The following is a 24,364-nucleotide window of genomic DNA, read 5'->3' on the forward strand; positions in this document are numbered from 1 at the left end:
GTCTAGTTAGTTTCGAGGCGTGCCCGCGCGGCGCGGCCGATCGGTAATCTCAGCGCCATGGCGAACCCCACCGGAGAGCAGTTCGAGATCACCCGCGGCAACGCGCGCGCCGTCATCACCGAGATCGGTGCCGGACTGCGTGCGTTCGAGATCAGCGGAGTGCCGTATGTCGAGACGTTCGCCGAGGACGAGAAACCGCCGAAGGGACTCGGCCAGGTGCTGCTGCCGTGGCCGAACCGCACCAAGGGCGGCAGGTGGGAGTTCGAGGGTGAAGAGCAGCAGCTGGAGATCACCGAGGAAGCGCGCGGCAACGCCATCCACGGCCTGACCCGGCACCAGGAGTGGGAGCTGCTGGAGCACGCCGAAACGTCGATCACGCTCGCCATCGACGTCGAGGTCCAGCCCGGCTGGCCGGTGCCGCTGCGCGCGACGATCACCTACGACCTGCAGCCGCGCGAGCTCGTGATCACCCACGAAATCCGCAACGAAGGGGAGAAGCCGATCGGCGTCGGCGTCGGCACCCACCCGTACTTCCGGATCGGCGACGCGCCGACCGACGAGCTGACCCTCACGCTGCCCGCCACGCGCGTCCGGCCGTACGAGGGCGATCAGCAGATGCCGTACGCGGACGAGCAGGACGTCGAGGGCACCGAATACGACTTCCGGCAGGGCAAGCTGCTCGAAGGCGTCGACCTGGACACCGCGTTCGGCGGGCCGGAACTGGCCGCGGACGGCACCCACCACTACGTGCTGTCCCACGGCGACCGCCAGCTGGTGGTCTGGACCGGTCCGGACTTCCGCTGGGTGCAGGTGTTCACGCCGGACGACCTGGTCGGCCGCGGCCGCGCGGTCGCGATCGAGCCGATGACCTGCCCGGCGGACGCGCTCAACACCGGCACCGACCTGATCGAACTGGAACCGGCGACGTCGTGGACGGGCAGCTGGGGAATCCGGGTCCCGTGAAACTCGAACTGCTGACCGAGGCCGCCGCGGGCGAACTGCTGACCCTGCAGCAAGCCGCGTACATCACCGAGGCGCGGGCGCACCAGAACTTCGACCTGCCGCCGTTGCTGGACACCCTCGACGACGTGCGCGCGGCCATCGCCGACCCGTCGATCACGGTTTGGGGATTCCGCGACGGCGGCAGGCTCGTGGCGAGCGTGCGGATGCGAGTGTCCGGCCCGGTCGGCGAGATCGGCAGGCTCGTGGTGGCGCCGGATCGTCAGGGCGAGGGACTCGGCACCGCGCTGCTGGCAGCCGCGGAGGAGGCGACCCCGGCGGAGGTGACGGTGTTCCGGCTGTTCACCGGCGAACGTTCGGCCGGGCCGCTCTATTTGTACCGAAAGCTCGGTTACCGCGAGACGCATCGGTCGCCGGAGGCGGACTATCAGTTGGTGCACCTGGAAAAACCCCGGATGCGCGAACCCGGGTGAGTTCGTTAGCGTGTCAAACTATGGCTTACAAGGCGATTGTCGGGGGCTATGTGGTCCCCGTCGGCGCCGCTCCGATCGAGGGCGGCACCGTGCTCATCGAAGACGGCCGGATCACCCACGTCGGGGCTGAGGCCGACGTCGAGGTGCCGGAGGACGCGGAACTGGTGGACGCGTCCGGCAGCTGGGTCTTGCCGGGATTCATCGACGCGCACGCGCACCTCGGCGTCCACGAGGACGGCGAGGGCTGGGCGGGCAACGACACCAACGAAATGACCGACCCGAACGGCGCCCGCTTCCGCGCGATCGACGGGATCGACCCGTACGAACCGGGCTTCGACGACGCGCTGGCGGGCGGCGTCACGAGCGTGGTGATCAAGCCGGGGTCGGGCAACCCGATCGGCGGGCAGACCATCGGCGTGAAGACGTGGGGCCGGTCCATTCTGGACATGGTGTTCGCCGAGCAGGTGAGCGTGAAGAGCGCGCTGGGCGAGAACCCGAAGCGGGTTTACGGGGAGAAGAAGGTCACGCCCTCGACCAGGCTCGGGGTGGCCGCGATCCTGCGCGAGGCGTTCACGAAGGCCCGCAACTACCAGGAAAAGCGCGAGCACACGCGGTCCGAGGGCAAACCGTTCGAAACGGACCTGACGAACGAAACCCTGGCGAAGGTCCTGGACGGCGAGCTGTACTGGGACCAGCACGTGCACCGCGCCGACGACATGGTGACCGCGATCCGGCTGGCCGACGAATTCGGCTACAAACTGGTGATCAACCACGGCACCGAAGGCCACCTGATCGCGGACCTGCTGGCCGAACGCGACGTCCCGGTGATCCTCGGCCCGCTCTTCACCACGAAGTCCAAGGTGGAACTGCGCAACCGCACCCTGCGCTCGGCCGGCATCCTCGCGCGCGCCGGGGTGAAGATCGCGATCACCACGGACCACCCGGTCATCCCCATCAACTTCCTGGTGTACCAAGCCGCACTGGCGGTGAAGGACGGCCTGGACCCGGAGACCGCGCTGAAGGCCCTGACGCTGCACCCGGCGCAGATGCTCGGACTGGACGACCGGATCGGCACCCTGACGCCCGGCCTGGACGCGGACGTGGTGCTGTGGTCCGGCGACCCGCTGGACGTGATGAACCGCGCGATGCGGGTGTTCGTGCGGGGCCAGGAGGCCTACCACTTCGACGAGACGACCGGCGAGGGCGTTTCGGCGGATCGGCGGTACCGGGAAGCTCGCTGAGGTCGGTTGAGGCGGCCTGGCCGGCCGCCTCAACCGAGCAGCGCGGTGAGGTCCAGCTCGAACGGGAACGGCTCGGCGGTGCGGAATTTCCCCGTGACGGCGGGGGAGCTCCGGTAGCCGAGCTCCCCGGCCTGGTGGCAGGCGACCAGGGAGACCGGGTCGTCGAGGTCGAGGATCCAGTAGAACGGGATTCCGGCGTCGGAGTACTCCTTGTGCTTCATAACGTAGTCGGTGCGTTTCGACCCCGGCGTCGCGACTTCGACCACCAAGACGAGGTCTTCGGCGCGGAGTGCGTCCTCCTCGGGAGTCCGGGCGATCGCGGCAGACGTGGTGACCAGGAGATCGGGGCACCGGGAAAAACCTGGTGCCCCGTCCGGCGCGAGCCCTAGATCGATATCCACGCGTGGCACCACGGAAAACTCGTCCGGCAGCTGATCATGCAGTTGGAAGGCGAGCGCGTACGTCGCGTGGTTGTGCCATGCGCCCGGCGACGGAGAGAAGACCAGACGGCCTTCGACGAGTTCGGTGAATCCCGGCTCGACCTCGCCGAGCGCGAGGTATTCCTTGATCGAGAGCAACTGCCGCGGAAGTGTCCTGGTGTCCATGCCGCTCACGGTAAGCGAGGGGTACGACACTTTCCGCCAACACAGTCCGCCAGGAACGCCCCCAACCCCCGCGGCGAACCCCCGGTCACCGCGGCGAAATCGTCGCTCAGCCAAGCCCCGTCCCCGGCCGCCAGCAGCTCGAAGACCTGCGCATTCGACCCCGCCTCCGGCACCCCGTTCGACTCCATCACCGCCTGGTGCTCCGCAGCCGAAATCCGCCGGTACTCCACCGGGCGGCCGGTAACCGCAGCCCACTCCCGGGCCACGTCGGCGAACGTGACCAACTCCGGCCCAGTCAGCAGATACGTCCGCCCGGCATGCTCCGCCGGGGCCGTCGCGATCGTGGCAGCCGCGGCGGCGACGTCTCGGGCGTCGATCATTCCGATCCGGCCATCGCCCACGGACGAAGAAAAGCCGCCCGTCGCCGCGATCTCCGGTGCGAGGGCGAGCAGATTCTGCATAAAGAAGTTCGGCGCCAGCAGCGTGTACTCCATCCCGGACGCCTTGAGGTGCGCGTCAATCCGCGCGTGCTCCCGCCGCCGGGCGACTGGCGAATCGTCAACAGCCTTGTGGTTGGTGACCCGCACGACGTGCCGCACTCCGTTCGCGGCCGCGCGGTCGAGCACCGTCAGCTGCGACGCCACCGCGGGCCCGATCAGCACGAGGGTGTCGACCCCGCGCAGTGCCGCGTCGGGGGTGTCCGGCCGGTCGAAATCGCCGACCACCTCATCGGCCCCGCCCGAAGGGGTGCGGACGAGCGTCCGGACAGGTCCGAGCAGGCGGACGACTTCGCTGCCGATTTTTCCGGTGGCACCGGTAACCAAGATCATGCGACCAAGACTGCTCGCCGCCAGTATCGTCTGTGAAGAAGGCACCTCAACGAACCATAGGTACCCAATGGATACCAAGTATGCGAAAGCGTGTCCCTCGCGCACCGTGATGGACGTGCTGGCGAACAAGTGGACGCTCTACGTCCTCGGTCTCCTCCGCCAGTACGAACGCCCGCTGCGGTTCACCGAACTGCGCCGCGGCGTCGAAGGCGTGACACAGAAATCGCTCACCCAGGTGCTGCGCAACCTCGAACGCGACGGAATGGTCACCCGCACGATCTACCCGACGATCCCGCCGCGCGTGGAGTACGCGCTGACCGATCTGGGCCGGGACGTCGGGGCCTTGACCAGTGCGATCGCCGACTGGTCGAAAGCCAACGCGGGCCGCGTGCAGGCCGCCCGCGTGGCTTATGACGACAGAAAAGACTAGGCGTTCTTCAGGGAACGCGCGATCACCATCCGCTGGATCTGGTTCGTCCCCTCGAAGATCTGCGGCACCTTCGCCTCCCGCATGTACCGCTCCACCGGGAAGTCCCGCGTGTACCCGGCACCGCCGAGGACCTGGACCGCGTCCGTCGTCACCTTCATCGCGCCGTCCGTCGCCACCAGCTTCGCGATCGACGAATGCCGCTGGAAGTCCAGGCCGCGGTCGCGGCGGCGAGCGGCGTCCAGGTAGGTTGCGCGGGCCGACTCGACCGTCGCCGCCATGTCCGCCAGCAGGAACTCCAAGCCCTGGAAATCCGCGATCGGGCGGCCGAACTGCGTGCGGCCCTTCGCATACTCCACGGCCTCGTCCAGGGCCGCCTGCGCCAGGCCCACCGCGCACGCGGCGATCCCGAGCCGTCCCGAGCTGAGCGACGACAGCGCGATCTTCAGGCCGGCACCCTCGCCGCCGATCAGCCGGTCGGCCGGGACCCGGGCGTCCTCGAACAGCATCTGCGCCGTCGGGGACCCGGTGAGGCCCATTTTCCGTTCGCGCGGAGCCGCCGACAGGCCCGGAGTCGACGAGTCGACAAGCAGGCAGGAGATGCCGTGCCCGCCGTCGTCGCTCGTGCGGACCATCGTGGTGTAGAAGTCCGCCACTCCGGCGTGGGTGATCCACGCTTTCGTGCCGTTGACGACGTACTCGTCCTCGGAAAGCCGCGCGCGGGTGGACAGCGCGGCCGCGTCCGAGCCGGCGTGCGTTTCCGACAGGGCGTACGCGCCGAGCAGCGAACCGCCCAGCATGTCCGGCATCCAGCGGTCCTGCTGTTCTTCCGTGCCGTAGTGCGCGAGCGCGTAGCAGGACATCGTGTGCACCGACAGCCCGACGCCGACGCTCATCCACGCGGCGGCGATCTCCTCGAGCGCCTGCAGATAGACCTCGTACGGCTGCTCGGCACCGCCCCAGCGCTCCGGGTACGGCAGGCCCAGCAGTCCGGACTTGCCCATCAGGGTGAACAGGTCGCGCGGGAACTTCTCGGCCTCCTCGTCGGCCGAAGCGCGCGGTTTCAGCTCGTCACGGGCGATTTCCGTGACGAGTGCGAGCAGGTCTTCGGACTCCGGCGTCGGCAGCAGACGGTCGACCGGCATGGCTTCCTCCCAGGCGGCGGTACTGAAAACAGTACTGACGGATGATTGAGAGTACCGTATCCGGAGCGGGACTGTCCCTGATCGGTAGGAGATAGTGACGTGATGTCCACCCCTGAAGCCCGTCGCCGGCCCACCGCGCGGCAGCAGGCGCTGCTGCGCGAGCTCGAGGCGTTGTTCCTGGCGGAGGGCTTCGCCGGCTTCACGCTCGACGACCTGGCCGCCCGGCTCCGCTGCTCGAAGTCGACGCTGTACGCGCTCGCGCCGAGCAAGGAGCAGCTCGCGGTCAAGGTCGTCGCGCACTTCTTCCGCGACGCCGCCGAACGCCTGGAAAAGCGGATCGCGGGCATCGACGACGCGCGCGAGCTGATCGGCGAGTACCTCTCCGGCGTCTCCGAGCACCTGAACCGGGCGTCGCCGGAGTTCATGGCCGACATCGCCGCCTTCGCGCCCGCCCGTGACACCTATCAGCTCAACAGCCGCGCCGCCGCGCGCCGGATCCGCGCGTTCATCGACAAGGGCGTCGCCGACGGAGTGTTCCGCGACGTGCACGCGCGGCTCGTGGCCGAAATGACCGGACTGATCATCGAGGGCATTCAGACCGGCGTGCTCGGCAGGCGCACCGACGTGTCCGACGCGGAAGCTTTCACCGCGCTCGGCGAACTTCTGCTCGGCGGGCTCGACAAGAACTGATTTGTCCGCATCGGGACAGGAATTGTCAGAGCCCGTTCCTCTACACTCGCCGCTTGTGATCGTGGTGGGTGGAGAGGCGCTGGTCGACCTCGTTCCTGGCGAACCGTTGGATTCCACTGTGGACGGTGGGCTGCGCGCGCTGCTGCCCCGGCTCGGCGGTGGTCCATACAACGTCGCGCTCGCCGCGGCCCGGCTCGGCGTTCCCGCGTCGTTCCTGTCCCGGATTTCCACCGACCGGTTCGGCGTCGCGTTGGCGAATCGCCTTACCGCTTCGAACGTCGACACTTCCTTGCTGCAGCGCGGCAACGAGCCGACGACGCTCGCCGTCGTCGCGCTCGACGAACGCGGCGCCGCGCAATACACCTTCTACGTCGAGGGAACCGCCGATCGGCTGGTTTCCGATCCCGGTGCGCTGCCGGAAGAAACCACCGCGCTGTCGCTCGGAACGCTCGGCATGGTGCTCGAACCCGGCGCGAGCGCGTACGAGCAGATTCTGCGCCGCGAATCCGCGCGTGGGACCCTGACCGTGCTCGACCCGAACATCCGGGAGGCGCTCATCGCCGACCCGGCGGCCTATCGCGCGCGTTTCGCCTCGTGGCTGCCCGACGTGCGGCTGTTGAAAATCTCTGACGACGACGCCGCGTGGCTCGCCGAGGGGGCCGACCCGGTGGCCGCCGCGAAAACGTGGGTGGAGTCCGGTGTGGACGCCGTCGTGCTCACCCGGGGCGCGGACGGCTTGTCTGTGATCACTTCGGCTGGTGAGCTGGCACACGTTCCGTCCCGCAAGGTCGAGGTCGCGGACACGATCGGCGCCGGCGACACCGTGCAGGGCGCGTTGCTCGCCTGGCTGCACGAGCGCACCGTGCGCGACCTGGCCGCACTCGACGCCGGCGCGTGGACCGAAGCGCTTGCTTATGCGGCGAAAGCGGCGTCGATCACGGTCTCTCGCAGCGGAGCGGAGCCGCCGACCGCCGCGGATATGGCGGCCACCGTGTGAACCTGGTCCCAATGGGGCCTTTTGGGGCAACGCAGCGAGTGCGGACTGACCCACCCTTCGACTAGCGTAGTGGTGAATTCATACCCAGCGGGGCGGTGTGCAGCGAGGCGCGTGTTTCCTCGCGTGAACACGTGGCTACTGCGGAACCTTGCAGGCGCCGCCGTCCCGTGCCCAACGTGAGAGGGACCTGCATGTCCGACGCGACGAATGCGGGGCAGTCCGGCGGCGAAACCGCGACGCTGCGCCTGCCGAGTGGCGAGCACGAGTTCAAGGTCGTCAACCCGGTCGAGGGCGCGCCGGGGATCGAGCTGGGAAAGCTGCTGGCGCAGACGGGGTACATCACCTACGACCCCGGGTTCGTCAACACCGGCGCCGCGTCGTCGGCCATCACCTACATCGACGGTGATGCGGGCATCCTGCGCTACCGCGGCTACCCGATCGAGCAGCTGGCGGAGAAGTCCACCTTTATCGAGGTGTCCTACCTGCTCATCTACGGCGAGCTGCCGACCGAGGCCCAGCTGGCCGACTTCACCGAGCGGATCCAGCGGCACACCCTGCTGCACGAAGACCTCAAGGCGTTCTTCTCCGGCTTCCCGCGCGACGCGCACCCGATGCCGGTGCTGTCCAGCGCCGTTTCCGCGCTGTCGACCTTCTACCAGGACTCGCTGAACCCGTTCGACGAGCCCAACGTCGAGCTGTCCACCATCCGCCTGCTGGCGAAGGTGCCGACGCTCGCGGCGTACGCGTACAAGAAGTCCGTCGGCCAGCCGCTGCTGTACCCGGACAACTCGCTGGGCCTGGTCGAGAACTTCCTGCGGATGACGTTCGGCTTCCCTGCCGAGCCGTACGAGGTCGACCCGGACGTCGCGAAGGCGCTCGACCTGCTGTTCATCCTGCACGCCGACCACGAGCAGAACTGCTCCACCTCCACGGTGCGGCTCGTCGGCTCGTCCGAGGCGAACCTGTTCGCCAGCATCTCGGCGGGCATCAACGCGCTGTTCGGCCCGCTGCACGGCGGTGCGAACGCGGCGGTGCTGGAGATGCTCGAGGGCATCCGCGACGACGGCGGCGATGTCGCGACGTTCGTCAACCGCGTGAAGAACAAGGAAAAAGGTGTCAAGCTCATGGGCTTCGGGCACCGGGTCTACAAGAACTACGACCCGCGCGCGAAGATCATCAAGAACACCGCGGACGAGATCCTCGGCAAGCTCAAGGGCGGCGACCAGCTGCTCGACATCGCCAAGAAGCTCGAGGAAACCGCCCTTTCCGACGACTACTTCGTCGAGCGCAAGCTGTACCCGAACGTGGACTTCTACACCGGTCTGATCTACCGCGCGCTCGGGTTCCCGACGAAGTTCTTCACCGTGCTGTTCGCGCTCGGCCGGCTCCCCGGCTGGATCGCGCACTGGCGCGAGATGATCAACGACCCGCAGACGAAGATCGGCCGTCCGCGCCAGATCTACACCGGCTACGCCTCCCGGGACTACACCCCGATGTCGGAGCGCTGAGCCGCTGCTTGGTGAAACGCCCCGCCGTGCTGTTGCGCGGCGGGGCGTTTATCGTTGTACGGCATGACGATGGAAGCGCCGGTCGTGCTGTGGTTCCGCCGGGATCTCCGGTTGGCCGACCACGCCGCACTGTTCGAGGCGGCCAAGCACAGCAAGCACATTCTGGCGCTGTACGTGCTCGACGACCGGCTCCTCAAACCAGCCGGTTCGCCGCGGGTCGCGTTCCTCCTGAATTCCTTGCGGGATCTGGACAAAGCGTTGTCCGGCCGGCTGATGGTGCGCCACGGCGATCCGGTGCGGGAGGTCGTGGCCGCGGCACAGGAGATCCGGGCGGCAGCGGTGCACGTCTCCGCGGATACCGCACCATACGGACGCGAGCGTGACGATGCCGTGGCCGAAGCCTTGGCAGAGCATCGAATTCAGTGGGTTCCGACAGGTTCTCCGTATGCCGTGACGCCGGGGCGGGTCACGAAACCGGACGGTACCCCGTATCGGGTGTTCACTCCGTTCTACCGCGCTTGGGCGCAGCACGGCTGGCCCCGTCCGGCGGACACCGATGTGTCTATTGTGGACTGGGTCAAGCCTTCTTCTTCGGATCCTTTGCCGGAAACTCCGGAGGTGGAGTGCGAGCTTCCGCCAGCGGGGGAGGACGCCGCGTTGGCGGTGTGGCAGGAGTTCCTTTCCGACGGTCTCGCGGATTACGCGACTGAACGCGATCGTCCGGATCATGGTGGCACCACCAGGCTTTCGCCCTACCTGCGCTGGGGCGCGATCCATCCGCGGACGATGCTGGCCGACCTGGCCGGGAAACGCTCCGAGGGCGCGCAGGCGTTGCGGTCCGAACTGTGCTGGCGCGAGTTCCACGCCGACGTCCTGTGGAACCGACCGGAAACCGCGCGGCAGAACTACGACCGGCGGTTCGACGGAATGCGTTACGACACCGGGAAAACCGCGCGGGAGATGTTCGCGCTGTGGTGCGAAGGCCGGACCGGCTACCCGATCGTCGACGCCGGAATGCGGCAGCTGCTGGCCGAAGGCTGGATGCACAACCGGGTCCGGATGATCGTGGCGAGTTTCCTGGTGAAGGACCTGCATCTGCCGTGGTGGTGGGGCGCGCGGCACTTCATGAAACATCTGGTGGACGGCGATCTGGCGTCGAATCAACTGAACTGGCAATGGGTCGCTGGCTCCGGGACAGACGCCGCGCCGTACTTCCGGATCTTCAATCCGACCACGCAGGGCCAGAAATTCGACCCGCAGGGCGATTACGTGCGCCGGTATGTGCCGGAATTGCGTGGCGTGGAAGGGAAAGCGGTGCACGTGCTGAAGGAGCGGCCGGAGGGGTATCCGGAGCCGATCGTGGACCACGCGGAAGAGCGGCAGGTCGCGTTGCAGCGGTACGGGGCGATTACGGGGTCTTAGTGTCATGCGCCCGTTCGTGGCTTTCCGCCAGCGACAGGCCGCGTTGCCGTTCCTCGATGATCGTCCAGAACCGCGGGCACTTCAGCGGATCGCTGGCCGGACAGTGTCGTCCGTGTTCGAGCGCGGCGCGGGCGACCTCGATGCGGCGTTGCTGCTCGGTCAGTTCGGCGAGTTTGCCGTCGATCATTTCCTGCCGACCCGGCTGTTCTCCGGTGAGGAAACGGCCGATTTCGGACAGCGTGAAGCCGATTTCCTGGAAGAACAGCAGCACACCGACGTCCTTGACCGCGGACTCGCCGTAACGCCGCCGGCCCGCTTCCCGTGCCGCCGGGCGCACGAGACCGAGTTCGTCGTAGTAACGCAGCGCGCTCGTCGGTACGCCGGTGCGCTCGGCGAGTTCGCTGATGGACAGGGTGGCAGTCATTTGACTTCAAGCGTACTCGAAGTGGTTCGCTCGCCCCATGAACGTTTTGGAGCGCGCTCTGCGCTGGTGGGGCCCGCGTGGCGGGATCGCGCAGTTTCACCGGCCGGCCGGGATTCCGGGACACGTCGCCGGATTGATCATGGGGCGGCGGTCGTCGAATGTGACGCGCAATCGGTGGGCGGTGCGGTTGCTCGACATCCAGCCGTCCGAACGGGTTCTCGAACTCGGCTGCGGTCCGGGAGTGGCCGTTGCCGCACTGGCGGACCGGGCGGCGCTGGTGGTCGGCGTCGACCACTCGTCGGTGATGATTCGGCAAGCACGGCACCGAAACCGGTCGGCGGTCCGGGCCGGACGGGTGCGTTTGGTGTGCGCTTCGGTCGAGAATCTGGCGTTCGGCGAGGGGCCGTTCGACGCCGCGTTGGCCGTCAACACGATGGGCATGTGGCCGGAGCCGGTTGCCCGGCTGCGCGAACTGGCCCGGTTGTTGCGTCCTGGCGGGCGCATCGCACTGGTATCTCAACCACGGCAGCCTGGTGTCACGTCGGCCGCGGTGGTCGAGGAGTTGACCGGGGTACTCGCGGAGGCTGGCTTTTCCCGGCTCCGCACCGAAACGCTCGACTTGGATCCGCCAGTCGTGTGCGTACTGGCAGTGTCTGACTGAGCACGTCCGCCGGATCGAACTCACCCGGGCCTCCTTGGCCCCGGGACTGTCCACCGGTCCTAACGGCGCAACGCGTCAACCAGCCGCACCCGGCTGCCCACGCGCAGTACCCCGTTCCGGTAGACCCGCGCCCCCGCCCAGGTGACCACCGCGATCAGCGCGACCGTCAGCACCAGCGACAGCGCGATTTCCCAAGCCTCGACCGTGCCGAGCGCGATCCGGGCAGGCATCAGAACCGGCGACAGCAACGGGATCAGCGACACGATCCGCGTCGCTGCCCCCTGCGGTGCTTGCGTCAGCAGGTTGATCCCCGCGACAAAGCCGATGACCAACGCGATATTCACCGGCCCGACGACGGCCTGCGTGTCCTCCTGGCGGGACACGAGAGCACCAGCCGCGCCGTACAGCATGGCGTAGAGGAGGAAGCCGAGCAGATACCAGACGAGACCCCAGCCCAGCGTCCCCAACGCGACGCTGGAAATCGAGAACACTCCGGAAACGCCGCCGGCCACCAAACCCGCCGCGGCGAGGATCGCGAGCTGGGTCAACCCGACCAAGCCGAGGCCGATGACCTTGCCCAGCAGCAAATGCACCGGCCGGACCGTCGCGAGCAGGATCTCCACCACGCGGCTGGATTTCTCCTCGACCACGCCCTGCGCGACGAACATTCCATACGTCATGATGCTGACGTACAACAGAATCGCGACCACGATCCCGGTCACGAGTTTCGTCTGGGCTTGCGGATCCGCCGGTTCGAGAGCCTGGACGTCGGCGTGGGTGGCGGACACGGCCTGGTGCACGGCGGCGGGGTCGAGGTTCGCGGAGTACAGCTGAGCGTCCAGGACCTGTTGCTGTGCGATGGCGTCCAGCGCCGTCCGCAGCTTAGAGTCCAAAGTGGACTTCACGGTCACCCTTGGCCGGGAGGCGCTGCCGGACACGAGCGCGTCGACGTCGCCGTCGCGGACCTGGGTGAGTCCGTCCGATTCGGACTGTACGAGGACGATCTTGAGGTTCCGGTCGTTGTTCTCCAGTTGCGTGGCGATGCCCTGCGCTTGCCCGGCGAGCGCGACTTTCGTGGTCGACCGGTCGTGGGCGAGGAACACCTGCAGCGTGACGTAACCCAGCAGGAGCAACAGCATCACCGCGGTGCTGACCACAAAGGACCGGGTGCGCAGCCGCGCGTTGAGTTCCCGTTTGGCCACCAGCCGCACCGCGCGGGTGGGACGGATCCGGTTCATCGAGGTGCTCCCGGCGTGGCGACGGAATCGCGGAACAGCTCGGCCAGCGTACGGCGGCGGTGGCTGAATTCCGTCACCGGGCCAGTGGCCAGCGCGGCGGCGAGCACGGCCTGGTCGTCAGCGCTCGGCGACAGCTCCAGCACCGTCGTGCTACCGCGGTTTTCGACGACGCGGGCACCGGGAACCGTTGTCGCCCAACCAGGATTGGCGCTGGGCGCGGTGACCACCAACCGACGTGCCGCGTCGCGGGTCAGCTCGTCCACGGTGCCGACCGCGACCATCCGGCCGTCGCGGATGATGCCGACCCGGTCGCACAGCCGCTCCACGAGGTCGAGCTGATGGCTGGAAAACACCACCGGCACACCCGTCGCCGCCTTCTCGCGCAACACGCCGCTCAGCACGTCGACGGCGAGCGGGTCGAGGCCGGAAAACGGCTCGTCGAGCACGAGCAGCGCCGGGTCGTGCACCAGCGCGGCGGCGAGCTGCACGCGTTGCTGATTGCCGAGGCTGAGCTTCTGGATGTCGTCCTTGCGCCGCGGCCCGAGCCCAAGCCGCGCGATCCACAGTTCGGCGGCGCGGTGTGCGTCGTTGGTGCTGAGGCCGTGCAGTTCGGCGAGGTAGACGAGCTGGTCGATGACCTTCATTTTCGGGTACAGACCGCGCTCTTCGGGCATGTACCCGATCTGCGCGCGGGTGTCGTGCGTGACCGGCCGCCCGGCGAACCGCACCTCGCCGGAGTCGGCGGCCAGCACGCCGAGCGCGATCCGCATCGTGGTGGTCTTGCCTGCCCCGTTGCTGCCGACGAACCCGAACAACTCGCCGGGCGCCGCGGTGAAACTCACGCCGTCGAGCGCGGTTTTCGTGCCGAACCGCTTGCTGATCCGGTCGATCTCCAGCGTCACGCGTCCCCCTCCAGCGGCGCACGGCTGAACACGGCCTCCACCGGCAGGTCGAACACCGCGCAGATGCGCAACGCCAGGTCGAGACTGGGATAATGGTCCCCGCGCTCCAGCGCTCCGATCGTCTGCGGATTGACCTCGACCGCCCCGGCGAGCTCCGCCCGGCTCATCCCGCGCTCCGCACGCAACCCCGCCAGCCGGTTGTGGATCGGCAGCACCTTGCCACGCCGCACCGGGCTCATGGACCGCACTGTTGCAAAAACCCAACGACCCGTCAAGCTGCCTTGCCGGTAGTTGTCCGGGGTTTTCAGGACAGTCCGGCCAGTGTTTTCTCCACCAGTTCCGCCACCCGCTCGCGTGCGGCTTCAGCGTCGGCCGGGACCAGGGCCAGCCGGGTGCGGCGTTCGAGGACATCCTCGACGGTCGCCGCGCCCTCGTGGCGGACGGCCCACACCACCTCGGCCGCGGTGATTTCCGTCGATGCGCACAGCGGGGCCGCGAATTCCGGCTCCAGTTCGCCGAGCGCTGCCACGCGGGGTGCTTCAGTGCCGTACTTGGCCACCAACCGCGCAGGAGCGTCCACAAGCGACAGTCGCGCGCGTGGTGCGGCACCGAGCAGTGGCAGCTTCGAGGTCCGCGACGGGCCAGCGGGCAATCCGGCGTGCGTCAACGCGGCATCGACGGCGTCCTCGGCCATGCGTCGGTACGTCGTCAGCTTCCCGCCGACCACGGTGAGTACGCCGTCGGAACCGGTGACTACCGCGTGTTTCCGCGAGAGATCCGCGCTGCGTCCGGCGGAACCGGAGACCAGCGGCCGCAATCCGGCGTAGGAACCGATCACGTCGGAAGCGGTCAACGGGCGGTCCAGGACCGAAGACGCCGTCGACAGCAGGAAGTCCACATCGGACTCGGGAACCGTCGGGACGTCCGGGACTCCGCCGGATATCGGCTCGTCGGTGAGTCCTAAGTAGACCCGTCCGTCGAGTTGCGGCAGCAGGAACACGAACCGGTTGGTCTCGCCGGGAACCGGGATGTTGACCGACGTCGCTCCGACCCGCACCGTGTCCGGCGCGAGCACCACGTGCGATCCGCGAGACGGACGTAGCTGCACAGAGTCAGTCAGGGTGTCTGCCCAGACACCGGTCGCGTTGATGACCTGCCGCGCGCGCAGCGTGTACGACGAAGTGCCATCACTTACCTGAGCCTCGTTGCCAGACAAGGAAACCGCCGACAAGCGCGGGAGAATCCGAGCACCGAGCAACCCCGCGGTACGGGCGATGTTGACCACGAGGCGCGCGTCGTCAACCAATGCGCCGTCGTACGCCAGCAGGGCGCCGCGAAGGCCGCCGGGGGCGAGTCCGGGGGACAGCGCCAGCGCCTCGGCCGCGGGGATCCGGCGCGGCCCGGGCAGCACGGACGACGGGGTACGCGCGGCCCGCCGCAGCCCGTCGCCAGCCCGGAGGCCGGCGGCGATTAACGCCTGCTGCGCAGCGGAAGTGCCGGGATAGAGCGGAAAGAGCTGCGGCATCGCGCGCGTGAGGTGCGGCGCGGTGCGCGTCATGAGGATCCCGCGCTCCACGGCGCTCTCGTGGGCAAGCCCGAGTTCGCCCTTCGCGAGGTATCGCAATCCGCCGTGCACGAGTTTGCTGGACCAGCGTGACGTGCCGAACGCGAGGTCGTGCGCTTCCACCAGCGCGACGGAGAGCCCCCGCGCGGCCGCGTCGAGCGCGATGCCCGCGCCGGTGACCCCGCCGCCGACCACCAGGATGTCGACGCGTTCGCCGTCGACCAGCCGGGACAGTTCGCGCTCGCGGCGGCGCGCGTTGAGGGATCCGGTGCTCATGGTTTCAACCCCGATTCGACCAGATGCCGGAATTCGGCGAGCAGCGCGGCCTCGTCGACGTCGGCGGTTGCCGGGCGCAGCGAGAACGCGAACGACTGCACGACCAGCAGCACCGAACGCGCCTGCGCGGCGACCCCGGCGACGCGCACCGAGCCGTCTCGGTGCCCTTCTTCGAGCAGGCTTCGGAGCACGTGCTCGGCGAAGTGCTGAGTCGCACCGAGCCGCTCGACGATGTACGGCAGCACCAGCTCGGCGTCGACGTCCAGCAGCGTCCGGAACAGCGGATCGGCCGAGAGCGCGCCGACGCTGGCCGCCGCCAGGTGCACGATGCGGTCGCGCGCGTGCGCGGTCTGGTCGCCGGTCTCGGTCACCCGTTGCAGCAGGCCGCTGAACTCGCGCGTCATCAGCGCGGCGAGGACACTGCGGACATCGGGGAACCGCCGGTACACCGTCATGCGGCTGACCTGCGCGGTTCGGGCGATTTCGGCCAGCGTGGTGCGCCGGACGCCGACCGCGAGCACGCACTGGCGCGCGGCGTCGAGGAGCTCGTCGTCGGCGACGCGAGCCGAGGTCGGGCGGCTGCGGGCGTCCGCGAGTGCGGAGGGGGCCGCTCCCGGGCGGGAGTGACGTTTGACGTCCATGTGTCACACTGTAGTCGTGAGCGATCTCATCAACCACCGCATCCGGCGTTCGTGGACCGAACAAGGCGCGGCCTCGGCCGGTCTGCCCGACCGCGCCGTCCGGTGGCTTGGCCAGCGTATCGGCCAGGTCGGCCCGGATCGAGGAGGGAAAACCGGCGCTCCGAGGCCGGTCGCGGACTCCGCGCTGACTGTGCCCGTCCGTACCGAGTTCGAGGAACTTCTCGGCGCGGACCACGTGCTGGTCGATCCTCAGGAGCGGCTCGGCCGCACCGGTGGTCTGTCCTATCTGGACCTGCTGCATGCGCGGGCAGGCGACGAGGTGCCGGTGCCGGACGCGGTGCTGCTGCCCGCGGACCCGGACCAGGTGCAGGCCGTGCTGGCCATCTGCGTGCGGCACGACATCGGGGTGGTCCCGTTCGGCGGCGGCACGTCGGTGGTCGGCGGGGTCGCGGCGCTGCGCGGCGACAAGGCCGCGGTGGTGGTCCTGGACCTGGTGCGGCTCGACGAGCTGGTGTCGGTGGACCCGGTGTCGCGGATCGCGGTGCTGCAGGCCGGCGTGCGCGGCCCGGAGGCGGAGCGGCTGCTCGCGGCGCACGGATACACGCTCGGCCACGTGCCGCAGTCGTTCGAGCGCGCGACCATCGGCGGCTTCGCGGCCACGCGTTCGGCCGGGCAGGCGTCGTCCGGTTACGGCCGGTTCGAGGACATGGTCGCCGGGGTCCGGCTGGCCACGCCGAAGGGCGAGTGGCGGCTCGGCGTCGCGCCGGCGTCCGCGGCCGGACCGGATCTGCGGCAGCTCGCGGTCGGCAGCGAGGGCACGCTCGGCGTGATCACCGAGGTCGCGCTGCGGGTCCGGCCGTTGCCCGAGCAGCGGCATTACGAGGGCTGGATCGTCGACGGCTGGGAGGCCGGAGCGGCGGCGGTCCGGAAGCTCGCGCAGGACCACGCGCTTGCGGACGTCACCCGGCTGTCCGATGTGGACGAGACGAACGTGTCGTTCTCGCTCAACGCCGGGCTGAAGACCACGGCACTCAAGACGTACCTGGCGGCGCGCGGGATCAAGAACCCGTGCCTGCTGATCGTCGGCTGGGAAGGCGACGTCGCTCGGCGTCGCCGCCGGACGTCAGCGATGTTGAAGTGTTCCGGTGCCGTGCGGATCGGCAAGGTGCTCGGCGAATCCTGGCGGCACGGCCGGTTCAACGGCCCTCGGCAGCGCGACGCGTTGCTCGATCTCGGCGTGTGCGTGGAAACCCTCGAGACCGCGGCGTATTGGTCCAATTTGGACGAACTGCACGACGCGGTGCGCGCGGCATTGGTGGCCTCGCTGGGCCGGGCGATCGTGATGTGCCACGTTTCGCACGCTTACGAAACCGGTGCCTCGCTGTACTTCACCGTGCTGACCTCGCGCGACGACACCGATCCGGTCGGACAGTGGCAGCGCGCGAAAGCGGCGGCGTGCGAGGCGATCACCGGCATCGGGACGATCAGCCACCACCACGCGGTCGGGGTCGACCACGCGCCGTACCTGGAGGCGGAGATCGGCCGGATCGGGCTGGACGTGCTGCGCGCGGCCAAGTCCGCGGTGGACCCGACCGGGATCCTGAACCCCGGAAAACTGCTCGGCTGAACGCGCCCGCGCGGGCAGACTGGCGCGGGTGAGCGATGCAGTGGGTTCCTTTCCGCAATACGAAGTGTTCGCCGACGAATTCCTCGACCACGCGCAGAACGGGTTCTACAACGCGCACTACGACCGTCCGGCCTGCCTCGAATTACTGGGCGACGTCGCCGGGCAACACGTCCTCGACGCCGCGTGCGGTCCCGGCCTCTACGCCGAAGAACTGACCGCCCGCGGCGCACGAGTGACCGGCTTCGACCTCAGCCCGCGCATGGTCGAGCTGAGCCGCGAGCGGGTGCCGGCGGGCGAGTTCCGCGTTCAGGACCTGGCCGAACCGCTGAGCTGGCTGCCGGACGCGTCGGTCGACCAGGTGCTCTTCGCCCTCGCGCTGGAGTATGTGGACGACCGGGTCGGCGCGCTGCGCGAGTTCCGCCGGGTGCTGCGGCCGGGCGGCGCGCTGGTGCTGTCGAGGCAGCATCCGACCGGCGACTGGCTCCGGCACGGCGGCAACTACTTCGACGTCCGGGTGATCGAGGAGGTCTGGAGCCGCGGCTGGAAGGTGCGGTACTGGCTGGCTCCGCTGGAACGCACCTGCGAGGAATTGCGCGAGGCCGGGTTCCTGATCGAGCAACTGCGCGAGGGACGTCCGTCCGACGAAGCTGCCTTGGTCGATCCGGAGCGGCACGCCCGACTCGCTCGGGAACCGCTCGGCTTCCTCACCGTGCGCGCGATTCCGCGGGTCAGCTGAAGGTGCGCTCCGGCGGCAGGACGGTGCAGGCGAGACCGTGTCCGGCCGCCGGTTCGCCGATAAGCGAGGCCGCGTCCGCCTGGGCGACGTCGGCGACGCGAACTGGGGATCCGTTGACCAGCAACGGAAACCGGATCGGCGAGGCACCGACGTAAGCGTGCACACCGGAAAGCAGCACGCCGTCCAGCCGGATGTCTGCGTGGTCCAGCATCGCCAGGTCGTACCGATTGCCGCGGCCCTCGCAGACGTCCAGCACCGCCAGCTGCTCCGGCGTCGCGAACCAGACGAAGTGGTCCTCCGTCACGCCCGGCAGCGCGGTGAGCGTTGCCGGGCGCTGGCCGTCGCGTTGCCGCAGCCCGGCGGCCCACACCGCGGCGAGCCCGGTGCACTGCACGCGCGCCGCGACGACCGGCCCGGTCAGGCCGAGCTGGCTGCGCAGCCAGGTGATCTTCGACGGGCACGCGTTCGACCCGTACGCGAGCACCGGCGTGCGCGAACGCCACCCCGGCGGCGCGGTGTCCAGGGCGTGGCCGGCACCGTCGAGGTGCACGAACGAACAATCCGGCCGGGTTCCCGGGTACGGGTCGGCCGGATAGTCCGCGTCGGCGAAAAGGATCAGAACTCCACCACGCTGCGCAGCACGTCGCCGTGGTGCATACGCTCGAAAGCCTGCTCCACGCCGTCGACGCCGATCCGCTCCGTGACGAACTTGTCCAGCGGCAGCCTGCCCTGCAGGTACAGGTCGACCAGCATCGGGAAGTCCCGCGACGGCAGGCAGTCGCCGTACCACGACGACTTCAGCGAACCGCCGCGCGAGAAGAAGTCGATCAGCGGCAGGTCGTTGAGCTTCATGTCCGGCGTGGGCACGCCGACCAGCACGACGGTGCCGGCGAGGTCGCGGCCGTAGAACGCCTGCCGCCAGGTCTCCGGGCGGCCGACCGCGTCGATCACGACGTCCGGGCCGAACGAGTTCGTCGCGTCCTGCATCGCGGCGACCACGTCCTCCTCGCTCAGGCCGCGGCTGTTGACCGTGTGCGTGGCCCCGAAGTCCTTGGCCCACTGGAGTTTCCGGTCGTCGGTGTCGATCGCGACGATCGTGGTCGCGCCGGCCAGTTGCGCACCCGCGATGGCCGCGTCGCCGACCCCGCCGCACCCGATCACCGCGACCGAATCGCCGCGCCCGACCGAGCCGGTGTTGATCGCCGCGCCGAGGCCGGCCATCACGCCGCAGCCCAGCAACCCGGCGACGGCGGGTTCGGCCCGCTCGTCGACCTTGGTGCACTGTCCACTGTGGACGAGTGTCTTCCCGAGGAACGCGCCGACGCCCAGCGCGGGGGACAGCTTCGTGCCGTCGGTGAGGGTCATCGGCTGCTCGGCGTTGAAAGTCGAGAAGCAGTACCAGGGCTTGCCGCGTTTGCAGGCCCGGCAGGTGCCGCAGACCGCACGCCAGTTGAGGATCACGTAGTCGCCGGGCGCGAGATCGGTGACGCCCGCGCCGACCTTGTCGACCCGCCCCGCGGCCTCGTGCCCGAGGAGGAACGGGAACTCGTCGTTGATCCCGCCCTCGCGATAGTGCAGGTCGGTGTGGCACACCCCGCACGCCTGCACCGAGACGACCGCCTCGCCCGGTCCGGGATCCGGCACCACCACTGTCTCGAGCGTGACCGGCTCACCCTTGGCCCGCGACACCACTCCCTGGACCTCGTACGGCATGCGCACAACCTTTCACCCGCGACGGCGTTCTCGAGCGCAGCTAATCACGGATCATGCGCATATCGCCATAGCCCGGATCGGTTCCGCTATTCGCCGGTCGCGCCGTCGGCGAGCTCGCGGACCACATCCAACTGCCCCACATGCCGCGCGTACTCCTGCAGCACGTGGAAGAGGATCCAGCTCAACGCCGGGGGCCGCTCCGGCGAATCGAAGCGACCGCCGCCGCGGGCGATGTCCTGGAGCTGCGCACCGGACACGATCGACCGGGAGTCCGCGCACGCGTCCAGGAAGAGCGCCCGGATCTGGTCCGCCGATTCCTCCGCGCCGACCGACCACTTCCCGGTCTCGGGGTCGTTCTCTCCCCAGACCGGATCGATGTGCTCGCCCAGGAATCCCCAGCGCAGCCACCGGCGCTCCACGAACGCGAGGTGCTTGAGCAGTTCGAGCGGAGTCCAGCCCGACGGCAGCCTGCTGGTGCGCAACTCGCCGTCGGACAGGCCGTCCAGCTTGCGCAGCAGCGTGTCACGGTAGTAGTCGAGGTAAGCGAGCAGCAGCTCGCGGGGGTCCGACAGACTGTCCGGAGGCTCGGTCACGGACGGCACCTTAGCCCCGCGGCGGCCGGGCGAACCAGCCAATAATCACGGCGTGATGAGGTAAACGACCCCGCCCGGACCGCCGGCCACCGCGCCGCTTTCGGTGTGCCGCTTCGTGCGCTGCCAGATCTTCTCGAACTGGTCCCGCTTGTACACCGTGCGCACGCGGCCGTCCGAGCTGGACGCCGGGTCGTTCGCGATCACGTCGCCCGCCTGGGTGAAGCCGACGACGACCATCAGGTGGCCGGCCGTGCCGTAGCCCGCGCCGTCGAGTTCGCTGGCCAGGAACGACTGCGAGGTGATCACCGGGATGCCGCGCGCGATGTAGTCCTCGAGTTCGTTGAGGTCGTGCAGTCGCGTGATGTGTCCGCGCAACCCGAGCGAAGCGGCGTACGCGGTGTTGAACGGCCAGTTGCCGGTGCCGTCGTACGCGTAGTCGTAGGTGCCGCGCGCGGCGTAGACGACCGACCGGTCCTGGTAGTCCGCCGGGATCCAGTCCATCTGCTGCTCGGTCGGCTTGCGGCCCCAGTACTCGGCGACCATCTCGGTCGAGGTCGGGCTGCACCAGGCTTCCCCGCCGCCGCCGTACTGCGGGAACTGTCCTTTGTGGATGTTCTGGGCGAACGGCGGCACCTTCAGCTCGATCCCGCGCGCCCGGCCGGGCTTGGTGGTCTGTACGTCGAACCGGTCCGGAACGTTCGAGGTCATCGCGCCGAGCGAGGACAGCGTCGGCGTGGTCGGCGAACCCTGCTCGCGGTAGAGCGTCACGCGCAGCTGGTACGAGCGCAGCGTGACGCCTGCCTTCGTGGCGAGCGTGTCGACGTCGACCGAGGCGTTGTCGTCGCTCTGCCCGTCGACGCTGGTGCGGTGGATGTCCGCGTCCCCGCTGGCCCAGCGGCCCATCGTGTACCAAGTGGTCTCGGCCCCGGCGGAAGTCCGGCCGCGGGCCTGCACCTCGAGCCACGTCTTGGCCGGGGTGCGCGCGTTCCACGACGCGATCAGCTGCGTCGCGTCGAAGCCTTGGCGGTACTTCGGCGACGTCCAGGTGCCGTAGTCGTAGGTGCGCGTGGTGCCGAGCCCCGGTTCGGTGTGCGCGACGCTGCCGGCCGGATGCGTGATCCGCAGCCCGCCGTAGCCGAAGCCGAGCCCGTCGAGCCTGCCCGCGAAGAACGAGCCGGACGACCATTCGTGGTAGTCGATGGCCTCGTCGTTACGCGCGTGCCGCGGTTCCGCGGCGGCCTGTGCCGCACCAGCCGTGAGCATGACGATGGACAGTAACGTGACCAACCCGCGAACCCGCATTCCGGCTCCGTCCCCAGACCCCAGTGGTAGCCAAAGATTTTCGCCTTCCGGAGCGGGTAAGTAAAGAGCCGCCGCTACAACACTGCTTGCGTCTGGGTGATTTTCGCGGCGAGCTTGCCGTCGTCGTCGCGGATTTCGGTCTCGACGACCACGACGCGGCGTCCGGCGCGCAGTGGTCTGGACGACGCGGTGGCGTACCCCGAACGGACGCCGCGCAGGAAGTTCGTCTTGGACTCCAGCGTCGTCGTGCCCTGCGCGCCCTCGGGAAGATTGAGGAACGCGCAGACCGCGCCGGTCGAATCGGCCAGCGCCATCAGCGCCCCGCCGTGCAGCACGCCGCCGAGCGTGCACAGCGATTCGTCCCACGCGAGCCGGCTGCGGACCAGGTCCGGGCCGTGCTCCAGCACCTCGATGCCGAGCCGCTCGCTGAACGGCATCGTTTGGTGGAACAGCTGCGTGCCTTCGACGTCGGTCATGCCGGGCAGTCAACCGCAGCCGGGCGCGTGGCGTCGATTACCTCGAAGGTAATCAGCTGAGCGGGTTAGTCAGCAGCAGTTCGGTGTTGCGGTCGCCCGCCTCGCCGACGTGGCTGAGGTTCGCGTGGATGTCGTTGTAGGAAAACTCGCGGTACATCGAGGCGAGCGCGTCGGGGGTGCGGGCGGAGTAGTCCACGGCGTACGGGGCGTCGGCCTCGATGAGCGTGGTGAACACCGAGAGCGTGCCGTCGTGGTTGTCGGCCAGTTCGATGATCCGCGCGTGCTGCGGGAAGTCGATGTGGCTGGCGGTGTTGATCTCCCAGAAGCTCTGCGCCGGGGTTTTGCCGACGTGCGGGGTGATCTTGTTGAGGTGGGTGTGCCCGTTGACCCACGCCACGACGTTCGGGAAGCGCTGCAGCATCGCGACGAACGTGTCGCCGCCCAGCCGCGGATCGAGCAAGTGGCGCGCGTCGGGCAGGAGGTTGCCCATGGTGCCGCTGGTGTGGTGGCTGAAGAGGACGAACAGCTCGTCGGTGACGGAGTGGGTGACCTTGCGGCCGAAGAAGTCGTAGTACGTCGAGCTGTTGCGCTTCAGCGTCGCCTCGGCCCAGTTGAACTGCGCCAGCCCGATCGAACCGTCGGCGAACCCGCCCTGCGTGGTGGTGTCGAGGCTGATCCCGGTGACGCCGGGCGCGATCCGGAAGGTGTAGTAGACGTTGCGCCCGTCGGAGTTGGCGTCGGTAAAGCCGTGCCCGACCGGCCCGGGTCCAGTGTTCTTCGCGGCCAGATGCGCCTTGACGAACTCCGAAGTGCTGAACGGACGCCGCCGCGCATCCGGCGTGACCTCGCGAATTGTGCCGCCGCCGAACAACTCGCCGAGCGGCACGCTCTTGCCCTGTTGGATGGCGGTGCCGAGCTTGCGCGCGCTGCTCTCGTCCTTGCCGATGACCTTGTATTTGCCGGTGTACCAGCCCTCGATGCCCGGAATGCCCTCCGGCAAGGTGCCGACGACGCTGTCGTCGTGATTGCCGAACGTGCAGTACCAAGGCAGGTTCAACCCAGGCGCGGTGAACGGCGCGATCCCGGCTTCGAGCAGCCCGGGGATCTGCGGAAAGCCCTTCTTGGTGTAGTCGTCGGCGAGCCGCGTGCCCGGATTCCAGAACTCCGGATTGCCCGACGCCTGAACCCCCTCGTAGCGGTTCGGATCGCCGGAGTTGGGCGTGATCGCGCCACCGTTGAGCGTGGTGAGGAACCAGTCGAGCTCGAGCAGCTCGTGGTTGTCGGTGTTGTCGCCGGTAGTCATGACGAAGTCGAACTGCCGCCCGGTGAACGGCCCCGCGCGAAGGCTGTTGACCCGCTTGACGAGCGCGCTGGTCGCGACGGTCCCGAGTGTTTCCTGCGGCCGATGCGCGGACCCGATGAACGGGTGCAGATACTCGAACCGAGCAGGCGATTCAGTGTCGGTGATATGCAGGTCAGTGAACTGCACGAACGCCCCGAGCGCAGTCCGCCGATCGTCGCGCCCGGCCTTGCCCTCCACGAGATCCGCCCGGACCGCAACCGGCCACCCAGGCCCGGCGGACAACCGCGAGTACCCGGTGGGCGCCCCGGAAGCAGCCTGGTCAAGCGTGGTCCCCACAGTCCGCACGGCCCGCTGCGCGGTCCGCCTCAACGCCCGATCCAGCGCGTTGGCCGTGGGAGTGCACAGCAACAACCCCACCCCAGCCGCCCCCGCGGTGGTGAACGCCCGCCTGGTCAGTTCCGCCATGGTTTTCACTCCCCGTCTCGCCGCCCCTCGACGCTCCCGGACGCCCATGACGGGCCGGTGAACTAAGCCGAAGCAGAACGCGAAGGTCTCTCACATTTGCCGTGACAATGCGGGAGACTCTGTCACATCCGAGAGGCATGCCACT

At 68.8% G+C, this 24,364-nt stretch carries 26 protein-coding genes; 11 read left to right on the top strand and 15 right to left on the bottom strand.

What is annotated here, in order from left to right; translation table 11 throughout:
* The first annotated feature begins 57 nt into the window (after positions 1 to 57).
* Genes DMP23_RS38550 through DMP23_RS38560 form a run of 3 tightly spaced genes read left to right on the top strand, consistent with a single transcriptional unit; the run spans position 58 to position 2,674 of the window.
* Positions 58 to 963 carry an aldose 1-epimerase family protein gene (locus tag DMP23_RS38550; RefSeq protein ID WP_337823932.1) on the top strand — a complete coding sequence of 302 codons (906 nt, stop codon included), beginning with the start codon at positions 58 to 60 and terminating at the stop codon, positions 961 to 963.
* On the top strand, positions 930 to 1,433 hold the full coding sequence (locus DMP23_RS38555) for a GNAT family N-acetyltransferase (protein WP_043830565.1): 504 nt from the start codon (positions 930 to 932) through the stop codon (positions 1,431 to 1,433). The genes DMP23_RS38550 and DMP23_RS38555 overlap by 34 nt, the downstream gene beginning before the upstream one ends.
* 20 nt (positions 1,434 to 1,453) lie before the next feature.
* Positions 1,454 to 2,674, top strand: a complete 1,221-nt coding sequence (locus DMP23_RS38560; protein ID WP_337823933.1) for an amidohydrolase — start codon at positions 1,454 to 1,456, stop codon at positions 2,672 to 2,674.
* A gap of 29 nt (positions 2,675 to 2,703) precedes the next feature.
* Here DMP23_RS38560 and DMP23_RS38565 read toward each other — a convergent pair whose 3' ends face one another.
* Both DMP23_RS38565 and DMP23_RS38570 read right to left on the bottom strand, forming a co-directional pair.
* Positions 2,704 to 3,279: a Uma2 family endonuclease gene (locus DMP23_RS38565; protein ID WP_337823934.1), complete on the bottom strand. Its 576-nt coding sequence runs from the start codon at positions 3,277 to 3,279 to the stop codon at positions 2,704 to 2,706.
* 5 nt (positions 3,280 to 3,284) lie between these two features.
* On the bottom strand, positions 3,285 to 4,109 hold the full coding sequence (locus tag DMP23_RS38570) for an NmrA family NAD(P)-binding protein (protein ID WP_238604094.1): 825 nt from the start codon (positions 4,107 to 4,109) through the stop codon (positions 3,285 to 3,287).
* Positions 4,110 to 4,176: 67 nt separating this feature from the next.
* Between DMP23_RS38570 and DMP23_RS38575 the strand changes: the two genes are divergently transcribed.
* Positions 4,177 to 4,539, top strand: coding sequence for a winged helix-turn-helix transcriptional regulator (locus DMP23_RS38575; RefSeq protein ID WP_134729413.1), 363 nt, complete (start codon positions 4,177 to 4,179; stop codon positions 4,537 to 4,539).
* On the opposite strand, the gene DMP23_RS38580 is transcribed toward DMP23_RS38575, so the two are convergent.
* The gene (locus DMP23_RS38580; protein ID WP_238604096.1) at positions 4,536 to 5,681 is read right to left on the bottom strand and encodes an acyl-CoA dehydrogenase family protein; all 1,146 of its coding nucleotides are present in this window, start codon (positions 5,679 to 5,681) and stop codon (positions 4,536 to 4,538) included. The genes DMP23_RS38575 and DMP23_RS38580 overlap by 4 nt on opposite strands.
* Positions 5,682 to 5,783: 102 nt before the next feature.
* Here DMP23_RS38580 and DMP23_RS38585 point away from each other — a divergent pair, with 102 nt between their 5' ends.
* The 4 genes from DMP23_RS38585 to DMP23_RS38600 all read left to right on the top strand — a co-directional run bounded on the left by DMP23_RS38585 (position 5,784) and on the right by DMP23_RS38600 (position 10,298).
* Positions 5,784 to 6,371, top strand: a complete 588-nt coding sequence (locus DMP23_RS38585) for a TetR/AcrR family transcriptional regulator (RefSeq protein ID WP_037369544.1) — start codon at positions 5,784 to 5,786, stop codon at positions 6,369 to 6,371.
* A gap of 55 nt (positions 6,372 to 6,426) precedes the next feature.
* Positions 6,427 to 7,368: a carbohydrate kinase family protein gene (locus DMP23_RS38590; protein WP_037819887.1), complete on the top strand. Its 942-nt coding sequence runs from the start codon at positions 6,427 to 6,429 to the stop codon at positions 7,366 to 7,368.
* A 191-nt stretch (positions 7,369 to 7,559) separates the two neighbouring features.
* Positions 7,560 to 8,876 carry a citrate synthase gene (locus DMP23_RS38595; RefSeq protein ID WP_009083788.1) on the top strand — a complete coding sequence of 439 codons (1,317 nt, stop codon included), beginning with the start codon at positions 7,560 to 7,562 and terminating at the stop codon, positions 8,874 to 8,876.
* Between the two features lie 63 nt (positions 8,877 to 8,939).
* A complete protein-coding gene (locus DMP23_RS38600) occupies positions 8,940 to 10,298 on the top strand; it encodes a cryptochrome/photolyase family protein (RefSeq protein WP_337823935.1) in 1,359 nt (452 codons plus the stop codon).
* On the opposite strand, the gene DMP23_RS38605 is transcribed toward DMP23_RS38600, so the two are convergent.
* Entirely contained in the window at positions 10,285 to 10,722 is a 438-nt protein-coding gene (locus DMP23_RS38605; RefSeq protein WP_337823936.1) for a MerR family transcriptional regulator, read from the bottom strand. The two genes, DMP23_RS38600 and DMP23_RS38605, sit on opposite strands and share 14 nt — an antisense overlap.
* 37 nt (positions 10,723 to 10,759) lie before the next feature.
* On the opposite strand from DMP23_RS38605, the gene DMP23_RS38610 reads away from it, so the two are divergent.
* Positions 10,760 to 11,383 (top strand): class I SAM-dependent methyltransferase, encoded by a 624-nt coding sequence (locus DMP23_RS38610; RefSeq protein ID WP_337823937.1) that lies wholly within the window; start codon positions 10,760 to 10,762, stop codon positions 11,381 to 11,383.
* 59 nt (positions 11,384 to 11,442) lie between these two features.
* On the opposite strand, the gene DMP23_RS38615 is transcribed toward DMP23_RS38610, so the two are convergent.
* The 5 genes from DMP23_RS38615 to DMP23_RS38635 form a co-directional block, all read right to left on the bottom strand.
* Positions 11,443 to 12,621 carry an ABC transporter permease gene (locus tag DMP23_RS38615; RefSeq protein ID WP_337823938.1) on the bottom strand — a complete coding sequence of 393 codons (1,179 nt, stop codon included), beginning with the start codon at positions 12,619 to 12,621 and terminating at the stop codon, positions 11,443 to 11,445.
* On the bottom strand, positions 12,618 to 13,517 hold the full coding sequence (locus DMP23_RS38620) for an ABC transporter ATP-binding protein (protein ID WP_205670063.1): 900 nt from the start codon (positions 13,515 to 13,517) through the stop codon (positions 12,618 to 12,620). The genes DMP23_RS38615 and DMP23_RS38620 overlap by 4 nt, the downstream gene beginning before the upstream one ends.
* 2 nt (positions 13,518 to 13,519) lie before the next feature.
* Complete coding sequence (locus DMP23_RS38625) at positions 13,520 to 13,762, bottom strand: helix-turn-helix transcriptional regulator (RefSeq protein ID WP_037819875.1); 243 nt, start codon at positions 13,760 to 13,762, stop codon at positions 13,520 to 13,522.
* A gap of 65 nt (positions 13,763 to 13,827) precedes the next feature.
* Entirely contained in the window at positions 13,828 to 15,363 is a 1,536-nt protein-coding gene (locus DMP23_RS38630) for a glycerol-3-phosphate dehydrogenase/oxidase (protein ID WP_337823939.1), read from the bottom strand.
* Complete coding sequence (locus DMP23_RS38635) at positions 15,360 to 16,004, bottom strand: TetR/AcrR family transcriptional regulator (protein ID WP_037810967.1); 645 nt, start codon at positions 16,002 to 16,004, stop codon at positions 15,360 to 15,362. The genes DMP23_RS38630 and DMP23_RS38635 overlap by 4 nt, the downstream gene beginning before the upstream one ends.
* A gap of 16 nt (positions 16,005 to 16,020) precedes the next feature.
* On the opposite strand from DMP23_RS38635, the gene DMP23_RS38640 reads away from it, so the two are divergent.
* On the top strand, positions 16,021 to 17,631 hold the full coding sequence (locus DMP23_RS38640; RefSeq protein ID WP_337823940.1) for an FAD-binding oxidoreductase: 1,611 nt from the start codon (positions 16,021 to 16,023) through the stop codon (positions 17,629 to 17,631).
* 28 nt (positions 17,632 to 17,659) lie between these two features.
* Positions 17,660 to 18,367 (top strand): class I SAM-dependent methyltransferase, encoded by a 708-nt coding sequence (locus tag DMP23_RS38645; RefSeq protein WP_134665328.1) that lies wholly within the window; start codon positions 17,660 to 17,662, stop codon positions 18,365 to 18,367.
* On the opposite strand, the gene DMP23_RS38650 is transcribed toward DMP23_RS38645, so the two are convergent.
* The 6 genes from DMP23_RS38650 to DMP23_RS38675 form a co-directional block, all read right to left on the bottom strand.
* On the bottom strand, positions 18,360 to 18,917 hold the full coding sequence (locus DMP23_RS38650) for a hypothetical protein (RefSeq protein WP_037810969.1): 558 nt from the start codon (positions 18,915 to 18,917) through the stop codon (positions 18,360 to 18,362). The genes DMP23_RS38645 and DMP23_RS38650 overlap by 8 nt on opposite strands.
* 65 nt (positions 18,918 to 18,982) lie before the next feature.
* A complete protein-coding gene (locus DMP23_RS38655; protein WP_037810970.1) occupies positions 18,983 to 20,080 on the bottom strand; it encodes an S-(hydroxymethyl)mycothiol dehydrogenase in 1,098 nt (365 codons plus the stop codon).
* Positions 20,081 to 20,166: 86 nt separating this feature from the next.
* The gene (locus DMP23_RS38660) at positions 20,167 to 20,673 is read right to left on the bottom strand and encodes a DinB family protein (RefSeq protein WP_337823941.1); all 507 of its coding nucleotides are present in this window, start codon (positions 20,671 to 20,673) and stop codon (positions 20,167 to 20,169) included.
* 45 nt (positions 20,674 to 20,718) lie between these two features.
* Entirely contained in the window at positions 20,719 to 21,975 is a 1,257-nt protein-coding gene (locus tag DMP23_RS38665) for a peptidase C39 family protein (protein WP_199817516.1), read from the bottom strand.
* Between the two features lie 74 nt (positions 21,976 to 22,049).
* Positions 22,050 to 22,451: a PaaI family thioesterase gene (locus tag DMP23_RS38670; protein ID WP_337823942.1), complete on the bottom strand. Its 402-nt coding sequence runs from the start codon at positions 22,449 to 22,451 to the stop codon at positions 22,050 to 22,052.
* Positions 22,452 to 22,503: 52 nt separating this feature from the next.
* Positions 22,504 to 24,219: a TIGR03767 family metallophosphoesterase gene (locus tag DMP23_RS38675; protein WP_337823943.1), complete on the bottom strand. Its 1,716-nt coding sequence runs from the start codon at positions 24,217 to 24,219 to the stop codon at positions 22,504 to 22,506.
* Positions 24,220 to 24,364: the final 145 nt, after the last annotated feature.

This window comes from Amycolatopsis sp. A1MSW2902 (assembly GCF_017312175.1).
Taxonomy (GTDB): domain Bacteria; phylum Actinomycetota; class Actinomycetes; order Mycobacteriales; family Pseudonocardiaceae; genus Amycolatopsis; species Amycolatopsis nivea.